Source organism: Pelolinea submarina (assembly GCF_003966975.1).
GTDB lineage: Bacteria > Chloroflexota > Anaerolineae > Anaerolineales > Anaerolineaceae > Pelolinea > Pelolinea submarina.
In genome coordinates, this window is record NZ_AP018437.1 from 988572 (window position 1) to 1011985 (window position 23414).

The window sequence follows — 23414 nt, forward strand, 5'->3', positions numbered from 1 at the left end:
TAATTAAGAATTGCGCGACGTAATACCCAGCGCTTTGCATTGCTTTTCGGTGAAATACTCAGCATAATCCTCAACAAAAAAGCATTGCTTAGAAAATTCGCCGGATTCATCAATGGACTTGGTTAAATCAGCTAAATATATACTGGAATCACGGTTGATCGGAGTCCAACTAATCAATTGAAAGCCATCGGTATTTGAAATTGGTGTACTGAACTCCATCATCCACAAAAGTGTTCCATCTTTCCGGAAAAAAGGAACAGGAAAACCGAATGAATTGGAAAGATGCTCGTGCTCTTGTTGGATGGATAAATCCCAAATTTTATTAAAATCCGGAATTTCATTTAGCAATTCCATAATGATAGATAATCTTTCATCTTCCCCTTGGAGCAAATCTGAGATTGATAAGCGAAAGCGTATCATTTGCTTAATATAGTATTCTTGCGCGTAGGGGCCGCGAGTTTTGCTCATTGGGCTGTTTTGTAAATGTTTTGGAATACCGCCCATGCTTGAATTCAATCGCTGCCAACAACCCCAATTTTTCAAATCGCTTTCCTTGTAACCCGCAAAAGCCAGCTCATAATGTGTTGTTGCCCTTAAGCACCAATATTTATCCATTACAAATGCACATACAGGTTCTTCGAGTAATTGCTTTCTCCAATCCGAATTAATTGGGAGTTTGGTTTCGATTTCATTGTTTGCGATTTTAAGATCATGGAGAATGCGGTTGAGTTGAAGACGATTTGTGACGGGGATATCACGATAGATTTCAATAATCTTCGCTAATTCTGCCGTCTGCATGAAACCATTTTTGCGGTGAAGGTGTTCGTTAAAAAACCATTCCACGATGGCAACAACGCGATTTCCACTTTCCTCTTCCTGCTTGGCGCTGATCTTTTTTGCTGACTCGTTTGCTGAAGTCCATTGTTGGAAAGTTTTCATCCCGATCTTTTCACATAACTTACTGTTTTGGTTAATCTCATCCAAGGCCAGGTTGCGGGAGATACCGCATTTATTTAACCAGGTATTGAAGATTTCCCCGCTAATTTCCTCTTCTTGTAAAAAGAAATCTTTATTTGCAGCATTTACCATTAGCTTATTCCTATAATGATTAATTCGTATTAGGCGGAATTAACATTGACGAATAGTTCCAGTAACGACTATATTGATTATAACAATAATTCCTGACAGAGGAATAAAAATACAATGATATTTCAAAGAGGAAGGTGTTAAATCATCGCATAGATCAAAGCTTATTTTAAAAATTGTAAAAATTCTAGGAGAGTGAAATGAAGAAAATTGCAGTAATTGGAAGCAGCGGTGGTCATTTATTCGTATTAGGAGGGAGTAATCCTCAGGCTTTATTAGAAGAAATTGTAATGCAGGCAAAAGCAGCTTCATTGGAAGTAAGCCATTGTTCCTTTGTTGCCGCTACTACCAGTATGGATCATATTACTGATCAGACCAAAGGGGCACTCTGGGTAGTCGGAAATAATGGATTGGAAACAAAGTCCGAGGGAAATCTGGATCAAGTAAATACGGAAGCTCAAAAAGTAAGTACAGACATCGCGGTGGCTATCCGTAAAGGTGAGATCGATGGGGTAATTATGGTTTCTGCGGATCCCAAAGGGATTAATAAAGATGTCATAATTGCCGCCGCCGAAATGAAGATTCCCGTAGCGGGGACTGGCGGTACCTCGATGGCAGAGGCTCGTTCTATGGGCGCGAATGTGATCTCTTCTTCGGGAACAACCGGCTCCACCAACCGGACCCGGGCGGTAGGGTACATTTCCGCTTTCTCTTCCAAATGGAAAACAAAATATACCCCAGTCATTGGAAAATCAACTGAAATAGATACCGGCAATATTTTTAAGCGCATTCACTTGCGCAGTATTATGATGTCGTCCCTGCCTGCGTTCATCGCAATGGCACTGACACTAGCGGTTGGAAATATATCTTTTTTGAAAGACTCTGTTGGGCCGTTGTTTGATATCCTGGTAGCAGCTTTGCCGGTTGTCGTAGCAGTGGTCGCTGCCAAACAAGTTTCGGGACTGGATGAAGTCGGTATTGTTGCTGGTGTGGTAGCAGGTGTCCTGTCGGTAAACGGCGGAATTTTGGGCGGGATTGTTGGTGGTGTGCTGGCCGGGATTTTTGCGAGCTATCTGCTTCAGTGGTCATTCCGTATGCATTTTCCGACAACTACTTCCAGCCTGGTGGCAGGTGCATTAGGTGGTATGGGCGGCGGTCTTTTGGTTTATTTTCTGCTGGCTCCGGTAACCCTCTGGGGTGGAAATGCAATCCGTGACCTGATCCAAATTGCATTGGATTACAACGCCGTGTTGGCGGGAGCCGTGGCTGGTTTGTTGATTTGGCCGGCTATCATAGGGGGAGTCTATCATGCTGCAATCTTGCCGATTGTCTTGCTTGAGATGGAAACACAAGGCAATAGTTTCCTGGGTGCAGTGGACATGGTCGGCCTGGTCATGGTGTCTGCCGGTATTACCCTGGCGAATATCATTGCGCCTAAGGATAAGAGCGAAGCATCTGTAGCTGCCCCCGGCTTTTTTGTGAACATTGCTTTTGGTACTTTCGTTGAGGCAGCTTACCCTTCATGTTCTCCGATAAGTGGGTTTTTGCTATTGCCTTGTTCTCAGCCATGTTAGGCGGTGCGTTTGTCGGTTTCTTTGATGCCCGTGGCGTGGCTTATTTACCTACTTTGGTAGCGCCAACCATTTCCAACAATCCTTTAGGTTTCGCGGTATCGATGGTGGTTGCGATGGTGGCTGCTTGTATGCTGACCATCATTGCAAATAAAGTGGCAAAGAAAAAAGGGATTGAAAACGTTCAAGCGTAGGACATTCAAAAACTAATATATGAAAAGAGGTAACGAATGATTGTTGGTGATATGGAACAAAAGATGAGGCATGCCAGACAAAAAGTTCAGGATGCGATAGAAGCACATCATGGCACGACACTATTGTCAACTGGAATCACAGGTGATGACGCTCGTATGGCATTAGCCGCTGTCAAGGCAGGCGCCCGCATGATCGAGCCCAATCACCCTGCTCTTGCTCTGGCCCGTGGATATAAAGGCGTGACTTCCATGCACGTTGCAGAAAGCCTGCGGCACGAAATCTCTGTTGACCAAATGGCAGAAGCTGTCCACGGTGTCCGAAATGTGGTCGGTAATGATATCTATATTACAGTAGGTGCTGCCGGGACTTTCACAGAGGTCATGCCAACTCCATTGACAGAAGAAGACGTCATCAAACTTGCCCGAGCCGGTGCGGATGGACTGCATACGCACAAATCAACCATTGAAGATTTGAAGGATGTGGTGGATATGGCTCACCGTTATGGATTGTTGATTGACGCTTATATCGCACATCCATCCGACCGGCATCTTTTTGGTATTCCCTGCGAGACGCCGAAAGAGGTGGCCGAGACTGCAAAGAAAATGGAAGATATCGGTGTTGATTTTGTCGGATTGATGACCGGAATGAGCTACGAGGGCGTGGAAGCGGGCAAGATTGCGGATCCGGTAAAGGAACGTATTGATGCCCTGGTAAAGGCTGTCTCAGTACCTACGCTGGCAGAAGGGGGAATTAATCTGGACAATTTCAAGGCCTTCATCGGAACAGGTGTCAATATCATTGTGGTTGGAACGGCAATTGATGATGTTGCTCGTGAAGCAGTGGACCGTGTAGTCAGAACTCTTGTAGAGCACGAGTAAACCCAGATCTCGCGTAAATATTTATAAAAAAGGGAGATTACTTTTTCGGTAATCTCCCTTTTTGTTTCAGGATTCTCTTATTAAGTTTTTATCTGACAGTAATATCCAAAACGTTTCAAGATTGGCTTAAGGTTATCGCAAAGCTTGATTTTTATGGATCAATCTTGAAGTTCCGCGTCCTTGCCGTTGCTGCCTTTCATCAACCACATGTAGCCGTCTTCCAGACTGGGCTGTTCGGGGCGTGCCTGCGGGTAACCCGCGGCGCTGGCGCCCACCACGCGGAAGGCGACCCCTGCGGGCATGTGCTGCATGGAAACCACGGTCAGGCCGTCATCCGGTTTGCTGCCGTCCGGGCTGACGATGGTCCAGATATGGCCTTCGGCCAGGCGGGTCAGGTCGAGCGGGCTGCCCTGGAAGCAGATGCGGCCCTTGGAAAGCACGGCCATGTTGCGGCAGGTCAGGCCGATGTCGCCGACGATATGCGTGGAGAGCAACACCACGCGGTCGGAGGCCAGGTCCACCAGCAGGTTGCGGAAACGGATACGTTCCTCCGGGTCCAACCCGGCGGTGGGTTCGTCTACGATCAGCACGCGCGGGTCGTTGACCAGTGCCTGGGCGATGCCCACGCGGCGCTTCATACCGCCCGAATAGCCCTTGATGGGGCGGTCGGCATCGTTTTCCAGCGAAACCATGGCGATGACCTCGTCCACCCGTTTTTGGCGGGCTTGGGCGTTATCCACGCCTTTCAGAATGGCCATATAGTCGACGAACTGGCGCGCGCTCAGGTCGGGGTACAGTCCCAGCTCCTGAGGGAGGTAGCCCAGCACGGATTTGACCGCGCGGCGCTCGCTTTCGACTGCCAGGTCGTGGCCGTTGACGCGCACGCTGCCGCGCGAAGGGTTGACGATGCCGGCCAGAATGCGCATCAAGGTGGTCTTGCCCGCGCCGTTCGGCCCGAGCAGGCCGAACATGCCAGCTTCGATGGACAGGTTGATGCCCTGCAGCGCCTTGACCGACTTTGAGCCGCTGCCGTAAGATTTATAAAGACCTTTGATCTCGATCATGATATTCCCTTTAGATATACCTTTCAGTTTTTTTCAATAAGTTATGTGTTGCCAGCAACAGCAGCACGAAGATCCACACCAACGAAAGCTGGTTGACGGCGGCGGCATGGGTGTTGGGATCCATGGCGCTGTAGAACAGCAACACGTTGCGCAGCACCGGGCTGTTGGCGAACCAGCCGCGCATGAAGAGTTGCAGCGTCCAGAAGCCGCCTACGAAGGCAAAGCCGCCCGGGCTGCTGCGGGCCAGCAGCGAAACACTGGCGCCGAAGGCGAGCATGGCCAGGCTGGGCGCGGCCCAGATCAACTGGCGGGCCAGTAAACCGCCCAAGAGGGACAGGTCGACGCCGATCAGGTACGCGTAAACCTGGAAGACCAGCGCGGTCAGGGTTATGACCAGGGCGATGATGGACAGGCGTTCAAAGATCATCTTCCAGGTAGAACGCGAGGTGGTGAATTGCAGCTCCAGGGCTGTATCCTCCAGGAAGGCGTAAGCGGACAAACCGCCGCAGATAAGGGGCAGGGTGAAACCCAAAAAGGCCCGGAAGGTATTGAAGCGGTTGGCCTCGTTGATGAAAACCGCTATGATCATGAAGAGCGCCATGATAGCGGCCGGCAGCCAGAATTGGTCCTTCTGGAAGGCCTGGAAAGTATATTTGGAGTTCAAGTTTGCGGAAGGGCGGGAATTGTTTTTCATGCTGCCCTCTTTTCGGTCTTGTTAATATAGGCGGTCATGCCGGTCAGCGCTAGCGCGGCAACCAGCAGGAGTGTGAGGATATTGGCAATGGCTTTGGCCTGGGTCACCTCAGGCGAGTCCGCCGAGACCATCACACCCAGGAAGGCCGTCATGGGGAACTCTCCGCTGGCGTTCAGAACCGTATCAGATAGGGTGATCATGACGGTCGGGCTGATGAAGTTGCCCCAATACCAATATCCGGTGAAGAGGATCTGGTACACACGCAGGGGCATGAAGAGCGGACAGAGCAGGGAAAAAGCAATGATGAAGCACAGCCCGGGGGTGGATATCAGCAGAACGGACAGGAGATTGTAGAGGATGAAGAGCGCCGACCAGTGCATTTTGATCACAATGAATATGCTGACAAAAAACACGATGACGAATTCGAGGGTGACAAAGGAAAGCACCACGCCGAAATACTTGCCCAGCACATAGGTCGAATTGCGCAAATCCGTGGCCCGCAGCAGCTCGCGCGTGCCCAGTTTGAAATCCCGTATGGCGCGGTCCGAGGCGGCGATGCCTACCACGACCGGGAAGAAGAGGTTCAACCCGAACACATTTTGCCCGGCCTGGGCGAATAGCGGATTGGCGATACCTTCGGCCAGATCAAAATGGTATTCGTTGGTCATCCACATAAAGATATAGTAGGCGCTGAAAATGAACGCGGTGATCAAGATACTTCTGCGTTTGATCGACATGCGGTATTCGTAGCGCAATACGCCGAGAAATTGTTTCATTAAAGACTCCTAAGTTACGTTTATTGACGGTTGGACAGCTGCCTGGCTGTACCGGAATGGCTCTTGAGGGACACGATGACGCACAGGAACATGAGGGCGGACAAGCCGTAGAGGATCGCATTGGACTGCCAGAAATTCAGCATGATCTGCGCGCCGCTCCCGAAGAACTTGCGGGCGACGCTCGTCATCATTAAATAACGGCTCAACCAGATCAGGTAGATGACCAGGATGGCATTTTCCGAGCCTGCGATAACGGATATCCCCAGCCCGAGCGCGGACAGGAAGGTCATGGGCGCGATCCACTCAGAGATCAACAACCCCACCGTGCTGACCGAATAGACAGCAGCCAGCCCCAATGAGATCAGGATGGTCAGCAGCAGGTTATAGGCAAAGACCAGCAAAGAGCGCGCCAGCAGGATCTCAACCTGCGAGGTTGGGGTGGCCAGGGTCAGCTCGAAAGCCGCGTCCTGTTTGCCGCCGTAGAGAAGCGCCAGCCCGGCCGCGGATACGACCGGCGCGATGGCATAGAAGGCGGCGGCTTTGTCTGCCACTAACGTGACAATAAAGCCCAGGATGAGCACCAAAAAAGAAGCCGACCAAATTTCGCTCCTGACCAGGGGTACCTGGCTTTTGAGCACCTGCCAGACATGCGCAAAGAGAGAGGTGCGCTGCTGCTCTGCCCGGATCTCTGCCAGGGCGGCTTGCAGCACCGCGCGCGGCGCGGCAGCCTGCACCGGGTTGGCTTTCACGACCCCGGAGACATCCTGCCAGAAAGCCAGTTCGGCTCGGCAGGCGTCGCAGCCGGCCAAATGCCGGTCGACGGCCTGCTTCTGCGCCGCGGTCAATTGACCGGCGGCGTATTGAGGCAGCAGCTCGAAAATTTCAGCGTGTTCGTTCATATGAGATCCTCCATGCGTTGACCCTGCCGGGCGAGGGTGTTTTTCAACTCCCTGCGGGCATGGTTCAGACGGCTTTTCACCGTGCCAAGCGGGATTTTGCAGATTGCGGCGATTTCTTGCAGTTTCATGTCGTGCAGGAAGAACAGGTCCAGCACTTCACGATATTGGGGCGCCAGGGCGTTCAGCCCCTGGCGCAGGATCTCCCTGCGCTGTTGGAGCTGCGCCTGCCGTTCCGGGTCACCGTCATTGGTTTGGGCGGTGTTTTCCGCCTGTTCATCCAGCGGCAGGTTTTCACGGACACGGTAAGCGTGCAGGGTTTTGTTGCGAGCAATGCCGTAAGCCCAGGCGACCACGCGCCCTTCTCCTCGGTAACTGCCGGCCTGTTTCCAGATGGCGATGAGGGTCTCCTGCAGGACATCCTGCGCGGTAGATTCATCGTGCAGCATGCCGAGGATGTAAGCGTACAGGCGGTCACCGCAGCGCTCGAATAGCGCTTCCAGCGCGCCCTCGTCTCCGCCGGCGATTTGTTCCAGCAGCAGCGCATCCGGTTCAATCTTAGAAGCGGCGCTCTGGTGGGTATGCCCGTCCGTTTTCATGTACATGAAGCGTAATTTTTCCTGTGTAATTCCGTTCATAGCTATTATAGGGTTTTGCATCGTCTTTCCGTCAATTATTAAGTACCATTTGAGCGGGAAAAGGTTCACTTTTGCCTGGTTTGGAACACCGCGCCCTTAGAAGCGCCAAGAACCCCTTTGAAAACCAAATTTTGCTTATTTTCCTGGAAAATCCCGTTAATTCACGTGTGCGCGAGTATTAAGCGGCTTAAAGGGCGATTATTGAGCCGGTGTAACTTTTGAACCCCGTTTGGGTTTACTAATAAAACAAATAGACCAACTTGTACTTAATTGAATAGACAAATAAAACAGTTGGCTGCAAGGATGTGAATATGGGTACACAAAAGAAAAAGAACCTTACCCCTCAGGAACAGACACCCTCCACGACTCCCATTGCCATCGTCGGCATGGCCGGTATTTTCCCAGAAGCGCCCAATTTGGAACGCTATTGGGAGAACATTCTGGCTGAGTTGAATTGCATAAGCGAGGTGCCTGAATCCCGTTGGCGTGTTGCAGATTATTACGATGCGGATCCTTCCAAACCGGACAAGTCTTACAGCAAGTACGGCGGTTTCATCCCGGATATCGAGTTTGACTCGATGGAGTTCGGCCTGCCGCCGAATTTCCTGGAGGTCACAGACGTCTCGCAGCTGCTGGGTTTAATAGTAGCGCGCGACGCACTAGCGGACGCGGGCATCACCGAGCAGAACAACGGAGTGCTGGACCGCACCGGTGTAGTGCTGGGTATGGTGGGCATGTCCTCCAAGGTGATCCAGCCGCTGCTGAACCGCCTGCAGTACCCGCTGTGGGAAAAAGTATTGAAGACCAGCTCGGTTCCGGACGCGGAGATCCCCGAGATCATCGAGAAGATGAAATCGGCTTATATCTCCTGGAATGAGAACGCTTTCCCGGGCGCCATCGGTAACGTGGTAGCGGGGCGCATCGCCAACCGCCTAGACCTGGGCGGCACCAACTGTGTGGTGGACGCGGCCTGCGGCAGTTCTTTGGCAGCGGTCAACCTGGCGGTCAGCGAGCTGGCGCTGGGACACGCGGATATGATGATCACGGGCGGGGTGGACACCGATAACTCTATCCTGACCTTTATGTGCTTCAGCAAGACACCGGCCTTTTCCAAGGGCGACCATCTGCGCGCATTCAGCGCGGATTCGGACGGCATGCTGTCCGGCGAAGGCATTGGCATGCTGGTGATGAAGCGCCTGGCAGACGCCGAGCGCGACAACGACCGCATCTATGCGGTTGTGCGCGGCATCGGCACCTCCAGCGACGGCAACTTCAAGAGCATTTACGCGCCGCGCCCCAGCGGGCAATCCAAGGCCCTGAAGCGCGCCTACGAGCGCGCCGGCTACGAGGCGGGCACCGTCGGATTGGTGGAAGCACACGGCACCGGCACCATGGCCGGCGACCCGGCCGAATTCGAAGGCATGCGGGACGTATTCGCAGAGAACAACCCCGACAAACAACACATTGCTTTGGGTAGTGTCAAATCACAGATCGGCCACACCAAAGCGGCCGCCGGCGCGGCCAGCATGATCAAGGCCACTTTGGCGCTGTATCACAAGGTACTGCCGGCTACCATCAACGTTTCCAGACCCAACCCGGCTATGGAGATCGAAAGCACGCCCTTCTACCTGAACACGGAGACACGCCCGTGGTTCAGCCCAACGGACGGCGCCCCGCGGCGCGCGGGCGTGAGTTCCTTCGGCTTTGGCGGTACCAATTTCCACATCGCGATGGAAGAATACCGGGGCGAGGGAAAGGCTTTCACGCGCCTCCAGGCAGTGCCTTTCAGCGTACTGCTGTCCGCCGCAACTCCGCAGGAACTGGCGCAGGTCTGCCAGGCAACCCTCGGCCAGCTACAAGGCGCGGACGGCGTCCATGTCCTCAACCAATTGGACCGGGACAGCTATTCGAAACCCATTCCGAGCGCGTACGCGCGCCTGGGCTTCCTGGCGGAGAACGCGCAGGATGCCAGCGCGTTGCTGAATGAAGCGCTGAGTTTGCTCGACAAGAACCAGAGCCAGGTGTCCTGGTCGCATCCCAAGGGCATTTATTTCCGGGTTTCCGGCATGGACGTGAAAGGCCAAACGGCCGCGCTGTTCCCCGGGCAGGGTTCGCAGTACGTCAACATGGGCAAGGACCTGGCCATCAGCTTCCCGCCCTTCCGCGAAAGCTTCGAACAGGCGGACGCCCAGGCAGTCAAAGACGGCCGCGCCGCCCTGACCCAAACCGTTTTCCCCATCCCGGTCTTTTCGGATGATGAACGGAAGGCGCAGCAGGAAATTTTGACCGCCACGGAAAACGCCCAACCGGCCATCGGCACCTTCAGCATGGCGGTTTATCGCATGCTCCAGGCTGTTGGTTTTTCTGCGGATTACTTCGCCGGGCACAGCTTCGGCGAATTGAGCGCGTTGTGGGCCGGCGGCGTCCTGGACGACGAGGCCTTCCTGCGTTTGGCCGCCGCACGCGGCCAGGCCATGGGTTTGCCGGCCGAGTCCGGAAAGGACAGCGGCGCGATGGCCGCGGTCAAAGGGGACGTGGAAAGCGTGCGCAAGCTGTTGAAAGACAACCCGGATGTGCAGATCGCCAATTACAACTCGCCTGCGCAGGTGGTGTTGGCCGGCTCGACCCAGGGCATTCAGGACGTCAAAGCGCTGCTGGAAGGCGCCGGATTGTCCGTTTACCCGCTGAAGGTCTCGATGGCCTTCCACACCGCTTTCGTGGAGCACGCAAAGGCGCCCTTCGCGCAGGCCATTCAAAAAGAAACCTTCAAGAAAGCCAAAGGCAAGGTCTATTCCAACGCCAGCGCCCAGCCCTATCCGGCCGAAGCGCAGGCGATAGCGCAGACCCTTTCCGAGCATATGCTCAATTCGGTGCGCTTCCAAGAAGAGATCGAGAACATGTACAAAGCCGGCGCGCGTATTTTCGTCGAGTGCGGCCCCAAGAATGTGCTCAGCAACCTGGTCAAGGATATCCTGAAGGAACAGCCTTACGAGGTGGTGACCCTCAACCCCAACCCGAAGGGCGATAGCGACGCGCAATTCCGCCAGGCGGTCTTACAGCTGCGCGTATTGGGTTTCGAGCTGGGCAATATCGACCCCTACCGCGCTTACACGGAGCAGAAAGAGAAAAAGGCCAGCAAGGTGGCGGTGCAGTTGAACGGTGGTTTGTACACTACCGCGGCCACGCAGGCGAAGTTCGAGGAAGCCCTCAAACAGAACCGACATGGGCAGGGGCCCGCTGCCGTAGTTGCTGCGCCTATCTCGACTGCTCAAGCAACTCCAGCTGCGCAGCCTCAAGCTGCCGCGACAACAGCAGCGGCACCGGTAGCGGCAATGGCCGGCAACGCACACATCGAAAACTTGATCACACGCCTGCAGGACCACCAGAACGAGATCCTGAAGGCGCACCAGCAGTACCTGCAGAACGACAACGCCTCCAAGGGCGCCCTGCACGAACTGACGAATACGGAAATATCCCTGCTTTCCAGCCAAAATGGAAACGCAGACACTAATAAATTAGGACTGATCGAAAAGCAGGCGAACTTCATCGCCAGCCAGCACAGCGCCACCAGCAGCGCGCACCAGGAATACATCCAATCGCAGACCGCTTTCACACAGCAGTATGCTGCCATGCTACAGGCTTTGATGGGCAGCGCTCCGGCTGTTTCCGCACCGGCTTCCACCCCCGCAGCACCTGCGGTGACGGCGCCGGTTATTCGTGACGCAGAGGCGGTGCCTGAAGCACCCGCGGTGGAAGCCGCGCCCGAGACAACCGCAGCACCCGAAGCCAAACCGGCCGCGGCTGGTCCCGCGGCAGCCGATGAACTCCAGGTAGCCTTCCTGGCGATCGTGAGCGAAAAGACCGGCTACCCGGTGGAAATGCTGGAACTTGGCATGGACATGGAAGCCGACCTGGGCATCGACTCCATCAAACGCGTAGAGATTTTGGGCGCGGTGCAGGAGCAGTATCCCGAATTGCCGACCATCGGCGCGGACGAGTTAGTTGAACTGCGCACGCTGGAACAGATCATTGGCGCTTTCAAGGTGAGTGCGCCCGCTTCTTCTGCGGCAGCGCAGCCTGTCAGCACAGCTCCGGCAGCGACTGGGACACCTGAACCTGCCGTTGCGGCTGCGGTTGCATCCGCTCCGCCCTCGGCCGAGATCCAGCGCGCCTTCTTGGCGATCGTGAGTGAAAAGACCGGCTATCCGGTGGACATGCTCGAATTGGGCATGGATATGGAAGCCGACCTGGGCATCGATTCCATCAAACGCGTCGAAATTTTGGGTGCCATGCAGGAACAATACCCCGAACTGCCCAGCATTGGCGCAGACGAATTGGTCGAACTGCGCACACTGGAACAGATCGTCGGCGCTTTCGAGACGGACGGCGCGGCAGCGGCAGCGCCGCAGGCCCTGCCTGCCAGCCCGGCAGCAGCGCCGGCGCCTGAAACAGCGGCGGCTTCGGTTTCATCCGCTCCGCCTTCGGCCGAGATCCAAAGCGCCTTTTTGGCGATCGTGAGCGAAAAGACCGGCTATCCGGTGGACATGCTCGAATTGGGCATGGACATGGAAGCCGACCTGGGCATTGATTCCATCAAACGCGTTGAAATATTGGGCGCCATGCAGGAGCAATATCCTGAACTGCCCAGCATCGGCGCGGACGAGTTGGTTGAGCTGCGCACGCTGGAACAGATCATCGGCGCTTTCAAGACCGACGGTTCGCAGCGCCAACCTGAACCCCAGGCGGCGCCAAACCCTAGTTCAGCTCCGAGTGAGGAGCCGAAAAAGAGCGGCATCGCCACCTACCCGGTGATGATTCAGGCACTGCCCAAACCCGACCAGGTGGCCTTTGAATATCCGCAGGGCAGCAGCATCGTCCTCACGGACGACGGCAGCCAGCGCACGCAGGCTTTGACAAAAGCCCTGCAGGCCAAAGGGTTGGGAGTCAGCCTGATCCACATCGGCAAGAACGGCAAGACCGCCGCAGCGGATGCATCCGGTGAAACCTCATCTGACGTGAAACAGTACCGTCTGAGCGCGGTGAACGATGAGGCGGTTCAGGCGCTGATGGAGCAGATCATTGCGGAGAACGACAAGCTGGTTGGCTTTGTACATCTCGAACCCAGCCACAACGGAAACGGCAAGAAAGCCATCGATATCAGCGAGAAGAATGCCGAAGCGCTCAAATCGGTCTTCCTGATGGCGCGCCATTTGAAAGCGCCGCTGGCGCAAGCCGCGGGGCAGGCCCGTACGGCTTTCCTGACGGTAACGCAGATGGACGGCCAGTTTGGCCTGAACGGCACCAAGAGCAGCGATCCTTATCCGGGCGGTTTCGCCGGGTTGACCAAGACCCTGCGCCTGGAATGGCCGACCGTGTATTGCCGTGCCCTGGACATTCACCCGGAGGTGGACGCACAGGAGGCCGCCGAGGTGATCCTGGATGAGATCCACGACGCGGACCTGCGTCTGACCGAGGTGGGGTATACCCCCACGGGACGTTTCACCGTGGCACTTGAAGACGAAGGTTAAGCCAGCATTATGACTGAAAAGAATAACGCATTATTGAACGGCGAGTCCGTTCTGTTGATCACCGGCGGTGCCAAGGGCATCACAGCCCAATGCGCCATCCGTCTGGCCGAAGCCGCGGCCTGCAAGTTCATCCTGCTGGGGCGCTCGCCCCTGCAAGCGGAAGAACCTGCCTGGGCGTGGGGCGTGGAGAGCCAGGAAGACCTGCAAAAGAAGGCGGCGGCCGCGTTCCTTGAGAAGGGTGAAAAAGTCACCCCGAAAGAATTGCAGCGCGCCGTGAAACAAGTGCTCTCGTCGCGGGAAATCAGCGCAACCTTGAAAGCAATCACCGAACTGGGCGGGCAGGCCCGCTACATCTCTGCGGACGTGACCGACGCGAAGAGCTGCGCGCCGCTGATCGAAGCGGCAGAGCAGGAGTTGGGCGCCATCACCGGCGTGATCCACGGGGCCGGCAACCTGGCCGATAAACTGATCGAGAAAAAGACCGAGCAGGATTACGATCTGGTCGTGAACACCAAGGTCAAGGGCCTGGCCACGGTCATGCAGGTTGTGGACCCGGCCAAATTGGAATTCCTGGTGTTGTTCTCATCCGTGGCGGGCTTTTTCGGCAACGCCGGACAAGCCGACTACGCGGTAGCCAACGAGGTGTTGAACCAATCCGCCCGCTTGTTGAAGAAATCGCTGCCCAATTGCCGTGTGCTGGCCATCAACTGGGGTCCCTGGGATTCCGGCATGGTTTCGCCGCAGTTGAAGAAGGTTTTCGAGGAACGCCATATCCCGCTGATCCAAACGGATGAAGGCGTCGAGACGCTGGTGGCGGAACTGAGTGGAACCGCGCGCAGCATTCCGCAGGTTGTGGTGGGCAGTCCCATCTTCGCCGAAAACGAGATTGCGGTTGTGAAGGATAACCCCATGGTCATCCAGCGCCGCATCACGCTGGCGGAAAATCCCTTCGCCCTGGACCACTGCATTGGGCCCAACCCGGTGCTGCCGGCTACCTGCGCCTCGGCCTGGTTGATCAACGCCTGCGAGGCCGCCAACCCGGGCTGGAAGTTCCAGCGTATGGAGGATTTCAAGGTGCTGAAAGGCATCACCTTTGGGGAAGGCGAGCAAGCCTACGACCTGAAGCTGGACCAACTGGCAAGCAGCGGAGATAACCTGCGCTCGTTCGAGGTAGTGGTGACCAGCACGAATGAAAAGGGCCGCACGCTGTTCCATTACAGCGGCCAGGTGGATCTGGTCAAAACACCGCTTGAAACGCCCAATCATCCTGAAATCCTGGCGTTGGCGCATAACGAGAAAACTTTCCGGGACGGGCAGCCGTCCTACGCGGACGGCACCTTCTTCCATGGGCCGGCTTTCCAGGGCATCCAGAAAGTGGCCATCGTAGACGAACTGAAAGTGGTGACGCGGGTCTTCCTGCCAGAAATGCCGCGCATGGCGCAGGGCCAGTTCCCCGCCGACGCGACCAACCCCTACATCAACGATGCCATCGTGCAGAGCATGCTGTTTTGGAGCCAGGAGGTTTACGACGCCCCCTGCCTGCCCTCGCGCCTGCACGAATGGATCCAGTACCGTTCTATACCCTTCGGACAGGCGATATGGGCGGTCCTGACGATTGTCAGCCACAACGACCACGCTATTTCGGGCGATATCCTGGTGGTGGACGATGACGGCAATACCTTCTTCCAATTCAAGGGGCTGGAAGGCACAGTCAGCAAACAGCTCAGCCGTTTCATCGGCAGAAAAGCTGTTTAGCTTTACCTCAAGATTCCCTTCCTCAGCGGAGAAAATTTGTATGGCTATGAATAACACGCTTGCCCAAATATCCCAACGCGCGAACCCGTTCTTTGAAATGGGCTTTTACCTGCTGCCCATCAGCTTTTCTTCGGCGGAAGACGCCGCGCGAAAGCTGGGGGAAGCGCGGGAAGGATTGACCGGCAGCGAGGATTTTGAAGGGTTTATCCGCGCGCAGCTTTCCAAGTTGGACGCTTCCCAACCATATGCCCTGTCCATCTTGGGCGCTTCGCGAGCGGACCTGCTGGCTGAGCTGGAACGCGCGCAGGAAAGCCTGCCGGGCGCGTTCGAGAGCGGCAGGGACTGGCAGACACCCACAGGCAGCTATTTCAGCCCGCACCCCCTGGGAGCGCAGGCCAGGATCGCATTTGTCTATCCGGGCGCTTTCGGCACATATGTGGGCATGGGCAGGCAGTTGTTCCAATTATTCCCGCAGTTAAGCGAGAGCCTGGACGTGCTAACGGACGACCCGGAGCATGCTATGAACGCGGAAGTGATCTTCCCGCAGACGGACGACCCGCAAGTGATCGCCGCGCTGCAGGACAAGCTGCAGCACCAACCGACCCTGATGATCTCAAGCGGTATCTTTTTCTCATACCTGTTCACGGTCATCCTGCAGGATATTTTCAATATCCAACCGTCGGCGGCCTTCGGCTACAGCCTGGGTGAGAACAGCATGATGTTCGCCAGCGGTATTTGGACCCAGGCGGATGCCATGCGCACCTCGCTGGAAGCTTCGCCGCTCTTCCACGAACGGGTTTCCGGGCGGCAGAACGCCATCCGCGAATACTGGCAGCTGCCGGATAGCGCAGTGTACGAAGAAGGGAAATCCATCTGGGCGAATTACATCCTGATGGCCTCCGAAGAAAAAGTGCGCGCGGCCATCCAGCCGGGCGAGCGGGTGTACATCACCCACATCAATACCTCCCGCCAGGTGGTGATCGGCGGCGACGAAGCGGCTTGTTTGCGTGTAGCCGAAAGTTTGAAGTGCATGCACCTGAAAGCGCCTTACGAGCACGCCATCCACTGCCAGCCGGTGGAATCCGAGTTCGAAGCCTTTGAACGCATGCATTACTGGCCGGTGGAACACAAACCGGAAATTCTGGTATATTCCGCGGCCGATTACACTCCGCTGGAAATGGAATCCCACAGTATCGCGCGCAGTTTCGCGCACATGCTGACCCACGCGGTGGATTTCCCGCGGCTGGTCGAACAGGTTTACGCTGACGGCGCACGCGTGTTTATCGAGCTGGGGGCGGGCAGCAACTGTTCCAAGTGGGTGGATGCCATTTTGAAGGATCGCCCGCACGCCTCCATGACCATCAACCAGAACAACGTCAGCGACAACGTTTCCATCCTGAAGCTGCTGGCGCGTCTGATCGGCCAGCGCGTTCCGCTGGATCTATCCGTGTTGAGCGCCGCTGAATAGGAAATATGCTGATGAATATGAATCAAGCTGAAATAACTGAGCGCGGCCCCGGGCGTATGCTGGAAATATTGGATGAGGTCATGGCGCAAAGCAGCGCGCTGCACCACAGCCTATTGGAAAACCAGGCCGCAATGCTGGCCGCGCTTTCCGTGCTGAACGGGAACGCGCCGCTGCCCCAGGCACCCCTGCCGGAGCAAGCGCCACTGTTCACCCGCCGCCAGCTTGAGGAGTTTGCCAGCGGTTCGGTGGCCGCCTGCTTCGGGCCGGATTATGCCATCCTGGACCAGCGTAAAACGCCGCGCATCCCCAATGGGCGCCTGCTGCTGATCGACCGGGTGGTGGCGATCTCCGGCGAACGCAGAAACCCGCAGCCGCCGGCCGCCATCACCAGCCAGGTGGACATCCCGGCGGATGCCTGGTACCTGAGGGAAGAGGGTTATCCGCAGGTTCCCTTGGCGGTCCTGATGGAAATGGCGCTGCAGCCCTGCGGTATCCTTTCGGCTTACCTAGGCACGTCGCTGGTTATCCCGCCTGAGAACAACCTGTTCCGCAACCTGGACGGCAACCTGCGTTTCGCGGACCTGCCGGATTTGCGCGGAAAAACGGTCACCAACACGGCCCAATTGACGCGCGCGTTTTCCAGCGGCGGGTTGACCATTCAAGCCTACAGCTTCGCGCTGTCGGTGGACGGCCAGACCTTCCTGTCGGGTGAATCTTCCTTCGGTTATTTCACCCCGGCTACCATGGAAAAGCAAAGCGGGTTGGACGGCCAGGAAAAGCGTGCGATGTTGATCGAGAACACCGACGTTCCGCTGACCTTCCGGCCGCTGGGGACAAGCACTGTCGGGGGAGAGCGTGGACTGCTGGATCTGGTTGACCAGACCTGGTTCGACCCGGCGGGCGGGCGTTTTGCCAAGGGCGTCATCCTCGGCCAAAAGGACCTTCAGGCCGATGAGTGGTTCTACAGCAACCATTTCTACCAGGACCCGGTTATGCCGGGTTCGCTGGGGGTGGAAGCTATCGCGCGCAGCCTGTGGAAATACCTGCGGCGGGAGTTCCCGCAGATTGACCCGGCCGCAACCAGGCTTTCCTTTGCGGGAAATGAAGCGCTGAGCTGGAAATACCGCGGGCAAGTGCTGCCGCGCAACCAGCGCACCTATTTTGAGATCCATATCAAGGACATCGACCGCTCCGGCCCCACACCGGTCATCCGCGCGGACGCGGATTTCTGGGTGGATGGCCTGCGCATCTACGCTATTGAAAACCTGAATATGACATTGAAAGAGAGCAGCAAATGATGAACACGAAACCAAACGCAGCAATGAGCCTGGCATGGGAAGGGGCCAGCCAGGACCTGACGGATAACAACGAGCGCGTGCGCGCTTGCCTGGCCGCACTGGACCAACCGGTGTACGCGGTGGCGGGTAAGGGCGGCCTGGTTTTTTCCAACAGCGGCATGCCGGTTTCGCCGAACGGCAAGGCGGCTGATTTGGCCGGCTGGCTGGCCCCATTGCCAATAGAGGCTTTGGGCGACGCGACCTTCCGCAGCACGTACGGCTGCCGGGCGGCTTATTATGCCGGCGGTATGGCCAATGCCATCGCTTCCGAAGAGATGGTCATCGCGCTGGGCAAGGAAGGGCTGTTGGGCTCCTTCGGCAGCGGCGGTTTATCCCCGCAGCGTCTTGCCCAGGCGGTGGACACCATCCAGGCGGCTCTGCCGGACGGACCCTACATGTTTAACCTGCTGCACAACCCCTTCGACCCGCAGATGGAGCAGGGTACTGTGGACCTGTTCCTGGAGAAGAAGGTGCGCGCCGTGGAAGCGGCCGCTTATTTGCGTTTGACCCCGGCGCTGGTGCAGTACCGCGCCGCTGGGCTGTCGAAAAACGGCGACGGCAGTATTCGGATCGAGAATCACGTGATCGGCAAGGTTTCGCGGCGCGAGATCGCGCTGCACTTCCTCAACCCGGCCCCCGAGAAGGTCCTGAACCAACTGGTGGCCGCGGGCAAGATCACGGCCGAGCAAGCCGAATTGGCTAAGCATGTCCCCATGGGCGACGACATCACTGTGGAAGGCGATTCCGGCGGGCACACTGACAACCGCCCCACCATCTCGCTGCTGCCGGGTATCCTGGCGCTGCGCGACCAAATGCAAGCCGAGAACCGTTTTGCCCAGCCGGTGCGCATCGGCGCGGCCGGCGGTATCAGCACGCCCGAATCGGCCCTGGCGGCCTACATGATGGGTGCGGCTTACGTGGTGAGCGGCTCGGTCAACCAGGCCTGCGTGGAATCCGGCGCGTGCGAATACACCCGCCAGATGTTGGCCAAGGCCGACATGGCAGACGTGGGCATGGCGCCCTCGGCGGACATGTTCGAGCTGGGCGCGCGCGTGCAGGTGCTCAAGAAGGGCAGCCTGTTCGCCATGCGCGCGCAGAAACTGTACGAACTCTACAACACCTACGAATCCCTGGATGATATCCCGGCGGCGGTGCGCGAGGAACTGGAGACCAAAATCTTCCAACGCACCTTCGACGATATCTGGCAGGGCACCGTGGATTTCTTCAAACAACGCAGTCCCGAACAGATCGAGAAGGCCGAACAAAGCCCCAAGAAGAAAATGGCATTGGTATTCCGCTGGTACCTGGGCCTTTCCTCGCGCTGGTCGCGCGACGGGGTGGAGGAGCGCCGTATGGATTACCAGATCTGGTGCGGGCCTTCCATGGGCGCGTTCAATGAATGGGTGCGCGGCACGTACCTGGAAGATTACCGCGGTCGGCACGTGGCGGACGTGGCCTGGCAGCTGCTGCGCGGCGCGGCTTACACCTTCCGCGTGCAGGCCTTGAAATTGCAGGGTGTGGAAATCCCCGCTGAAATTCAGAGCTACCAACCGCAGCCGGCAGGATAGCAAGCTAAAGGTTTTCTCATGGTCAACCTGAGTCTAAATATGCGTAACGAGCAAGTGGGAAGGGGTTTGGATTGGCATACCCCGACCTCGCTGCCTGCTCTGGAAGCAGGGCAGGCGCACGTTTGGCGTGTTCGTTTGGAAGCATGGCGCGAACAGGGTGACCTGCGGGCGATTCTGACAGAAGATGAGATCGCGCGCGCGCAGCGCCTGCGCATCCCGGAGAAACGGGCGGATTTCGTGACCGCGCGGGCCGCGCTGCGGACCGTATTGGCTAGTTATATTGGGTTGACGCCGCGGCAAGTCGAGCTGGCGTATCTTCCGGACGGCAAACCGCAGTTGGCCGACCCGCTCATGGCCGCGAGGCTGCAATTCAACCTGTCGCACAGCGGCGAATGGATGCTGCTGGCGCTCAGCCGCGGCCTGCCGTTGGGTGTGGACATCGAACGCATCCATCCTTTGCGCGCGCAAGGCTGGGCATTGGCACAGCTTTTCAACAGGGCGGAGCGGGAAGTATTGAATACAGTCCCGCAAGCCTACCGTGAGGCGGCGTTTATCGCAGCCTGGACGCTGAAAGAAGCTGTAGGAAAGGCCGATGGGCGTGGCATCCGCGCGCAAGCGGATACGACCGATTTGCTGCAGGCTTGGTTCAGCCAGGATGAAGCGCAACCTTACCGTTACGGAAAACTTGCGGGCTACTCGATCGCGCAATTCAACCCGGCGCCCGGATATTGCGCCGCGCTGGCATTGGCGGCGGTTCAGCCTGTTCAATTGCGCTTCCTGAACCTGGAAAAAGCGCGAATTGAGACCGTTTGATAGCAGCGCACTGCTAAACTGCAAACCTCCCCGGCGTTTTTCGGGTTAAACCAAAGGAAAGACACGAACACTGATGTGCAATATGGAAAATACGGATAAACTGGATTTGAAATTAGAAGAACTGCGGCGGACAGCCATGGCTGCCGGCGGGGAGTGCCGCGTACAGGCGCAGCATGACAAGGGCAAGCTGACCGCCCGCGAGCGCATTGAAAAGCTGTTGGACGCGGATTCGTTCAACGAAATCGACCCCTTCCGCACCCACCGTGCAAGCGGTTTTGGGCTGGAGCAATCCCATCCGCTGACGGATGGCGTGGTTACCGGTTGGGGGCGCATCGATGGGCGTTTGGTGTACGTTTATGCCCAGGACTTCACCGTCATGGGCGGCTCGCTGGGCGAGGAACACGGCTTGAAGATCGCCAAGATCATCGACATGGCGCTGGAGAACGGCGCGCCGGTGATTGGCTTGAACGATTCCGGCGGCGCGCGCATCCAGGAAGGCGTCAATTCATTGGCGGCCTGCGGCGAGATGTTCCTGCGCAACACGCGCGCATCCGGCATTGTCCCGCAGATCACGGCCATCCTGGGCCCCTGCGCGGGCGCGGCGGTCTATTCGCCGGCCCTGACCGATTTCATTTTCATTGTCAAAGACACGGCTAACATGTTCATCACCGGCCCGGACGTGGTGCGGGCGGTGACGCATGAGGACGTGGATTTCGAGACGCTGGGGGGCGCGTCCGTGCATTTGAGCAAGAGCGGCGTGGCGCATTTCTCGGACGAGAACGAAGGCGCGCTGTTGGACAAGATCCGCTGGCTGCTGTCGTTCCTGCCCTCCAACAACCTCAACGCCGCGCCCTACGTGGAAGCCTCCGACGATCCTAAACGCAGCTGCGAAGCGCTGGCCAACCTGGTGCCGCTGGACGCGCAGAAGCCTTACGATATGCGCGAGGTGATCGCGGAGATCGTGGACGACAGCGAATTCCTGGAAGTGCAGGAAGATTACGCCCAAAATATCGTAATCGGCTTCGCGCGCCTGAACGGCTACCCGGTGGGCATCGTGGCCAACCAGCCCATGGTGCTGGCGGGCGTGCTGGACATCAATTCCTCGGATAAGGGCGCGCGTTTCATCCGTTTTTGTGACGCGTTCCACATTCCGCTGGTGACTTTTGTGGACACCCCCGGGTTCCTGCCCGGCGTGGAACAGGAGCACGGCGGGGTCATCCGGCACGGCGCCAAGATGATCTTCGCCTACGCGGAAGCCTCCGTCCCGAAAGTATCCATCATCCTGCGCAAAGCTTACGGCGGCGCGTACATCGTGATGAGCTCCAAGCATTTGGGCGGCGATATCAACCTGGCCTGGCCGCAGGCGGAAGTGGCCGTGATGGGCCCGGACGGCGCGGTCAACATCATCTACCGCAAAGAACTGGCCGAGGCGGAAGATGCGCAGGCACGCCGCAGCGAACTGATTGAAAAATACCGTGAAGAATTGGCCAATCCTTACGTAGCCGCTGCGCGCGGTTACCTGGACAACGTCATCCATCCGGCTGAAACCAGAAGGCGCCTGATCGACGCTTTGGAATCCCTGCGGGACAAGCGTAAACCCACGCCCCCGCGCAAACACGGCAACATTCCCTTATAGAACAGAAAGGACCTTCGATGAAAATACTGATTGCCAACCGTGGAGAAATCGCAGTGCGCATCATGCGCGCCTGCCGCGACCTGGGCTACACCAGCGTGGCGGTCTATTCCGACCGCGACCGTGAAGCCCTGCATACCCGCTACGCCGACGAGGCCGTTTACATCGGGCCAACGCCCGCGTCCCAGTCCTACCTGAACATCGACGCCGTACTGGCGGCCGCCCGCAAGACCAAAGCGGACGCCATCCACCCCGGGTATGGTTTCCTTTCTGAAAACCCGCTGTTCGCACAAAAGGTTGAAAAAGCCGGCATCATCTTCATCGGCCCCAGCCCGGAAGCCATCGCTTTGACTGGCGACAAACTGGAAGCGCGCAAGATCGCCGCGCAGGCCGGCGTGCCGGTGCTGCCGGGCAGCGAGTTCAGCCTGGCCGATGGCGGCGTTCCCAAAGAAATCGGCACGGATATCGGTTATCCGGTGCTGGTCAAGGCTGTCTCCGGCGGCGGCGGGCGCGGCATCCGTTTGGCCGACAGCGACGAAGAGCTGCTGCGAATGGTGGGCTCCGCCAGCCAGGAAGCCGAGCTGGCTTTCGGCGACGACAAGGTATACATCGAGAAGTTCGTGCGCCCGGCGCGCCACATTGAAGTACAGATATTGGGCGACGGGAACGGCAACATCCTCGTGATCGGCGAGCGCGAATGCTCCATTCAGCGCCGCCATCAGAAATTGATCGAAGAAGCGCCCGCGCCCGGTTTGGACAAGGAAGTGCGCGCGCGCCTGTACGAGGCCGCCCGCCAGGTGGGCCTGGCGTTGAACTACCGCAGCCTGGGCACGGTGGAATTCCTGTTGGCCGAGAACCAGAACTTCTACTTCATCGAGGTCAACCCGCGCATTCAGGTGGAACATCCCATCACCGAGCTGGTGACCGGCATCGACCTGGTCAACACGCAGATCTTGCTGGCGGCCAGCGGCTGCCTGACGCTGCAGCAGGACCAGATCCAAATGCGCGGCACGGCCATTGAAGCGCGCGTGATTGCCGAAGACCCCGACCAGTCCTTCATGCCCACTTCCGGGCAGGTCAGCTATTTGAAGATCCCCAGCGGTTCGGGCATCCGCGTGGATTCGGCCCTGTACCAGGGCATGTACATATCCACGGATTACGATTCGCTGATCGCCAAGTTGATCGTGTGGGGCGAAGACCGCGCCACCGCCATCCGGCGCATGTTGGGCGCGCTGGAAGAATTCAACATTGCCGGCCTGACCACTGACCTGGGCTATTTACGCGACATCGTGCGCAGCGAAGCCTTCCTTTCCGGCCAGGTGGATACCATGTACCTGGAATCCTTCCAAACCACGGACAGCAGCGAGGATGAGGAAAAACTGCTGAAAGAAACCGCGCTGGCGGCCGCGCTGTTCATCCATAACAAGTTGAAGCAGACCGCGGCCAGGGTCACCCGTGAAGCCAACCAATGGCGCACGGCGGCCTGGCGCGAACAAATGGTGGGGTTCTACTAG

At 57.3% G+C, this 23414-nt stretch carries 15 protein-coding genes and 1 pseudogene; 10 read left to right on the plus strand and 6 right to left on the minus strand.

All coding sequences use genetic code 11. The features are described 5' to 3' along the window. Positions 1-3 precede the first annotated feature (3 nt). Complete coding sequence (locus tag Pelsub_RS04385) at positions 4-1089, minus strand: hypothetical protein (protein ID WP_116224939.1); 1086 nt, start codon at positions 1087-1089, stop codon at positions 4-6. Between the two features lie 197 nt (positions 1090-1286). On the opposite strand from Pelsub_RS04385, the pseudogene Pelsub_RS04390 reads away from it, so the two are divergent. Further along, a pseudogene (locus tag Pelsub_RS04390) lies at positions 1287-2851 on the plus strand (PTS sugar transporter). Between the two features lie 36 nt (positions 2852-2887). Then, complete coding sequence (locus Pelsub_RS04395; RefSeq protein ID WP_116224938.1) at positions 2888-3730, plus strand: beta/alpha barrel domain-containing protein; 843 nt, start codon at positions 2888-2890, stop codon at positions 3728-3730. Between the two features lie 158 nt (positions 3731-3888). Here Pelsub_RS04395 and Pelsub_RS04400 read toward each other — a convergent pair whose 3' ends face one another. From Pelsub_RS04400 to Pelsub_RS04420, 5 genes are read right to left on the minus strand one after another with little or no spacing between them, the layout of a single operon-like run. Continuing rightward, the gene (locus Pelsub_RS04400) at positions 3889-4794 is read right to left on the minus strand and encodes an ABC transporter ATP-binding protein (protein ID WP_198418395.1); all 906 of its coding nucleotides are present in this window, start codon (positions 4792-4794) and stop codon (positions 3889-3891) included. A 10-nt stretch (positions 4795-4804) separates the two neighbouring features. After that, the gene (locus tag Pelsub_RS04405) at positions 4805-5488 is read right to left on the minus strand and encodes a hypothetical protein (RefSeq protein WP_116224936.1); all 684 of its coding nucleotides are present in this window, start codon (positions 5486-5488) and stop codon (positions 4805-4807) included. Continuing rightward, positions 5485-6264, minus strand: a complete 780-nt coding sequence (locus tag Pelsub_RS04410; RefSeq protein ID WP_116224935.1) for a hypothetical protein — start codon at positions 6262-6264, stop codon at positions 5485-5487. Before Pelsub_RS04410 ends, Pelsub_RS04405 begins: the two co-directional genes overlap by 4 nt. A 20-nt stretch (positions 6265-6284) precedes the next feature. Continuing rightward, positions 6285-7163 (minus strand): anti-sigma factor family protein, encoded by an 879-nt coding sequence (locus tag Pelsub_RS04415; protein WP_116224934.1) that lies wholly within the window; start codon positions 7161-7163, stop codon positions 6285-6287. After that, a complete protein-coding gene (locus tag Pelsub_RS04420; protein ID WP_116224933.1) occupies positions 7160-7819 on the minus strand; it encodes an RNA polymerase sigma factor in 660 nt (219 codons plus the stop codon). Before Pelsub_RS04420 ends, Pelsub_RS04415 begins: the two co-directional genes overlap by 4 nt. 290 nt (positions 7820-8109) lie before the next feature. Here Pelsub_RS04420 and Pelsub_RS04425 point away from each other — a divergent pair, with 290 nt between their 5' ends. From Pelsub_RS04425 to Pelsub_RS04460, 8 genes are all read left to right on the plus strand, one after another. Further along, positions 8110-13326: a type I polyketide synthase gene (locus tag Pelsub_RS04425; protein WP_116224932.1), complete on the plus strand. Its 5217-nt coding sequence runs from the start codon at positions 8110-8112 to the stop codon at positions 13324-13326. A gap of 9 nt (positions 13327-13335) precedes the next feature. Continuing rightward, positions 13336-15081, plus strand: a complete 1746-nt coding sequence (locus Pelsub_RS04430; protein ID WP_116224931.1) for an SDR family NAD(P)-dependent oxidoreductase — start codon at positions 13336-13338, stop codon at positions 15079-15081. 40 nt (positions 15082-15121) lie between these two features. Further along, the gene (locus tag Pelsub_RS04435; protein ID WP_158674975.1) at positions 15122-16549 is read left to right on the plus strand and encodes a PfaB family protein; all 1428 of its coding nucleotides are present in this window, start codon (positions 15122-15124) and stop codon (positions 16547-16549) included. A gap of 11 nt (positions 16550-16560) precedes the next feature. After that, positions 16561-17847 (plus strand): hotdog family protein, encoded by a 1287-nt coding sequence (locus tag Pelsub_RS04440; protein ID WP_158674976.1) that lies wholly within the window; start codon positions 16561-16563, stop codon positions 17845-17847. Next, positions 17844-19454, plus strand: coding sequence for a PfaD family polyunsaturated fatty acid/polyketide biosynthesis protein (locus Pelsub_RS04445; RefSeq protein ID WP_116224928.1), 1611 nt, complete (start codon positions 17844-17846; stop codon positions 19452-19454). Before Pelsub_RS04440 ends, Pelsub_RS04445 begins: the two co-directional genes overlap by 4 nt. A 39-nt stretch (positions 19455-19493) precedes the next feature. Next, positions 19494-20267, plus strand: a complete 774-nt coding sequence (locus tag Pelsub_RS04450) for a 4'-phosphopantetheinyl transferase family protein (protein ID WP_158674977.1) — start codon at positions 19494-19496, stop codon at positions 20265-20267. Positions 20268-20349: 82 nt separating this feature from the next. Then, a complete protein-coding gene (locus tag Pelsub_RS04455) occupies positions 20350-21903 on the plus strand; it encodes an acyl-CoA carboxylase subunit beta (RefSeq protein ID WP_116225039.1) in 1554 nt (517 codons plus the stop codon). 17 nt (positions 21904-21920) lie between these two features. Next, on the plus strand, positions 21921-23414 hold the full coding sequence (locus Pelsub_RS04460; RefSeq protein ID WP_116224926.1) for an acetyl-CoA carboxylase biotin carboxylase subunit: 1494 nt from the start codon (positions 21921-21923) through the stop codon (positions 23412-23414).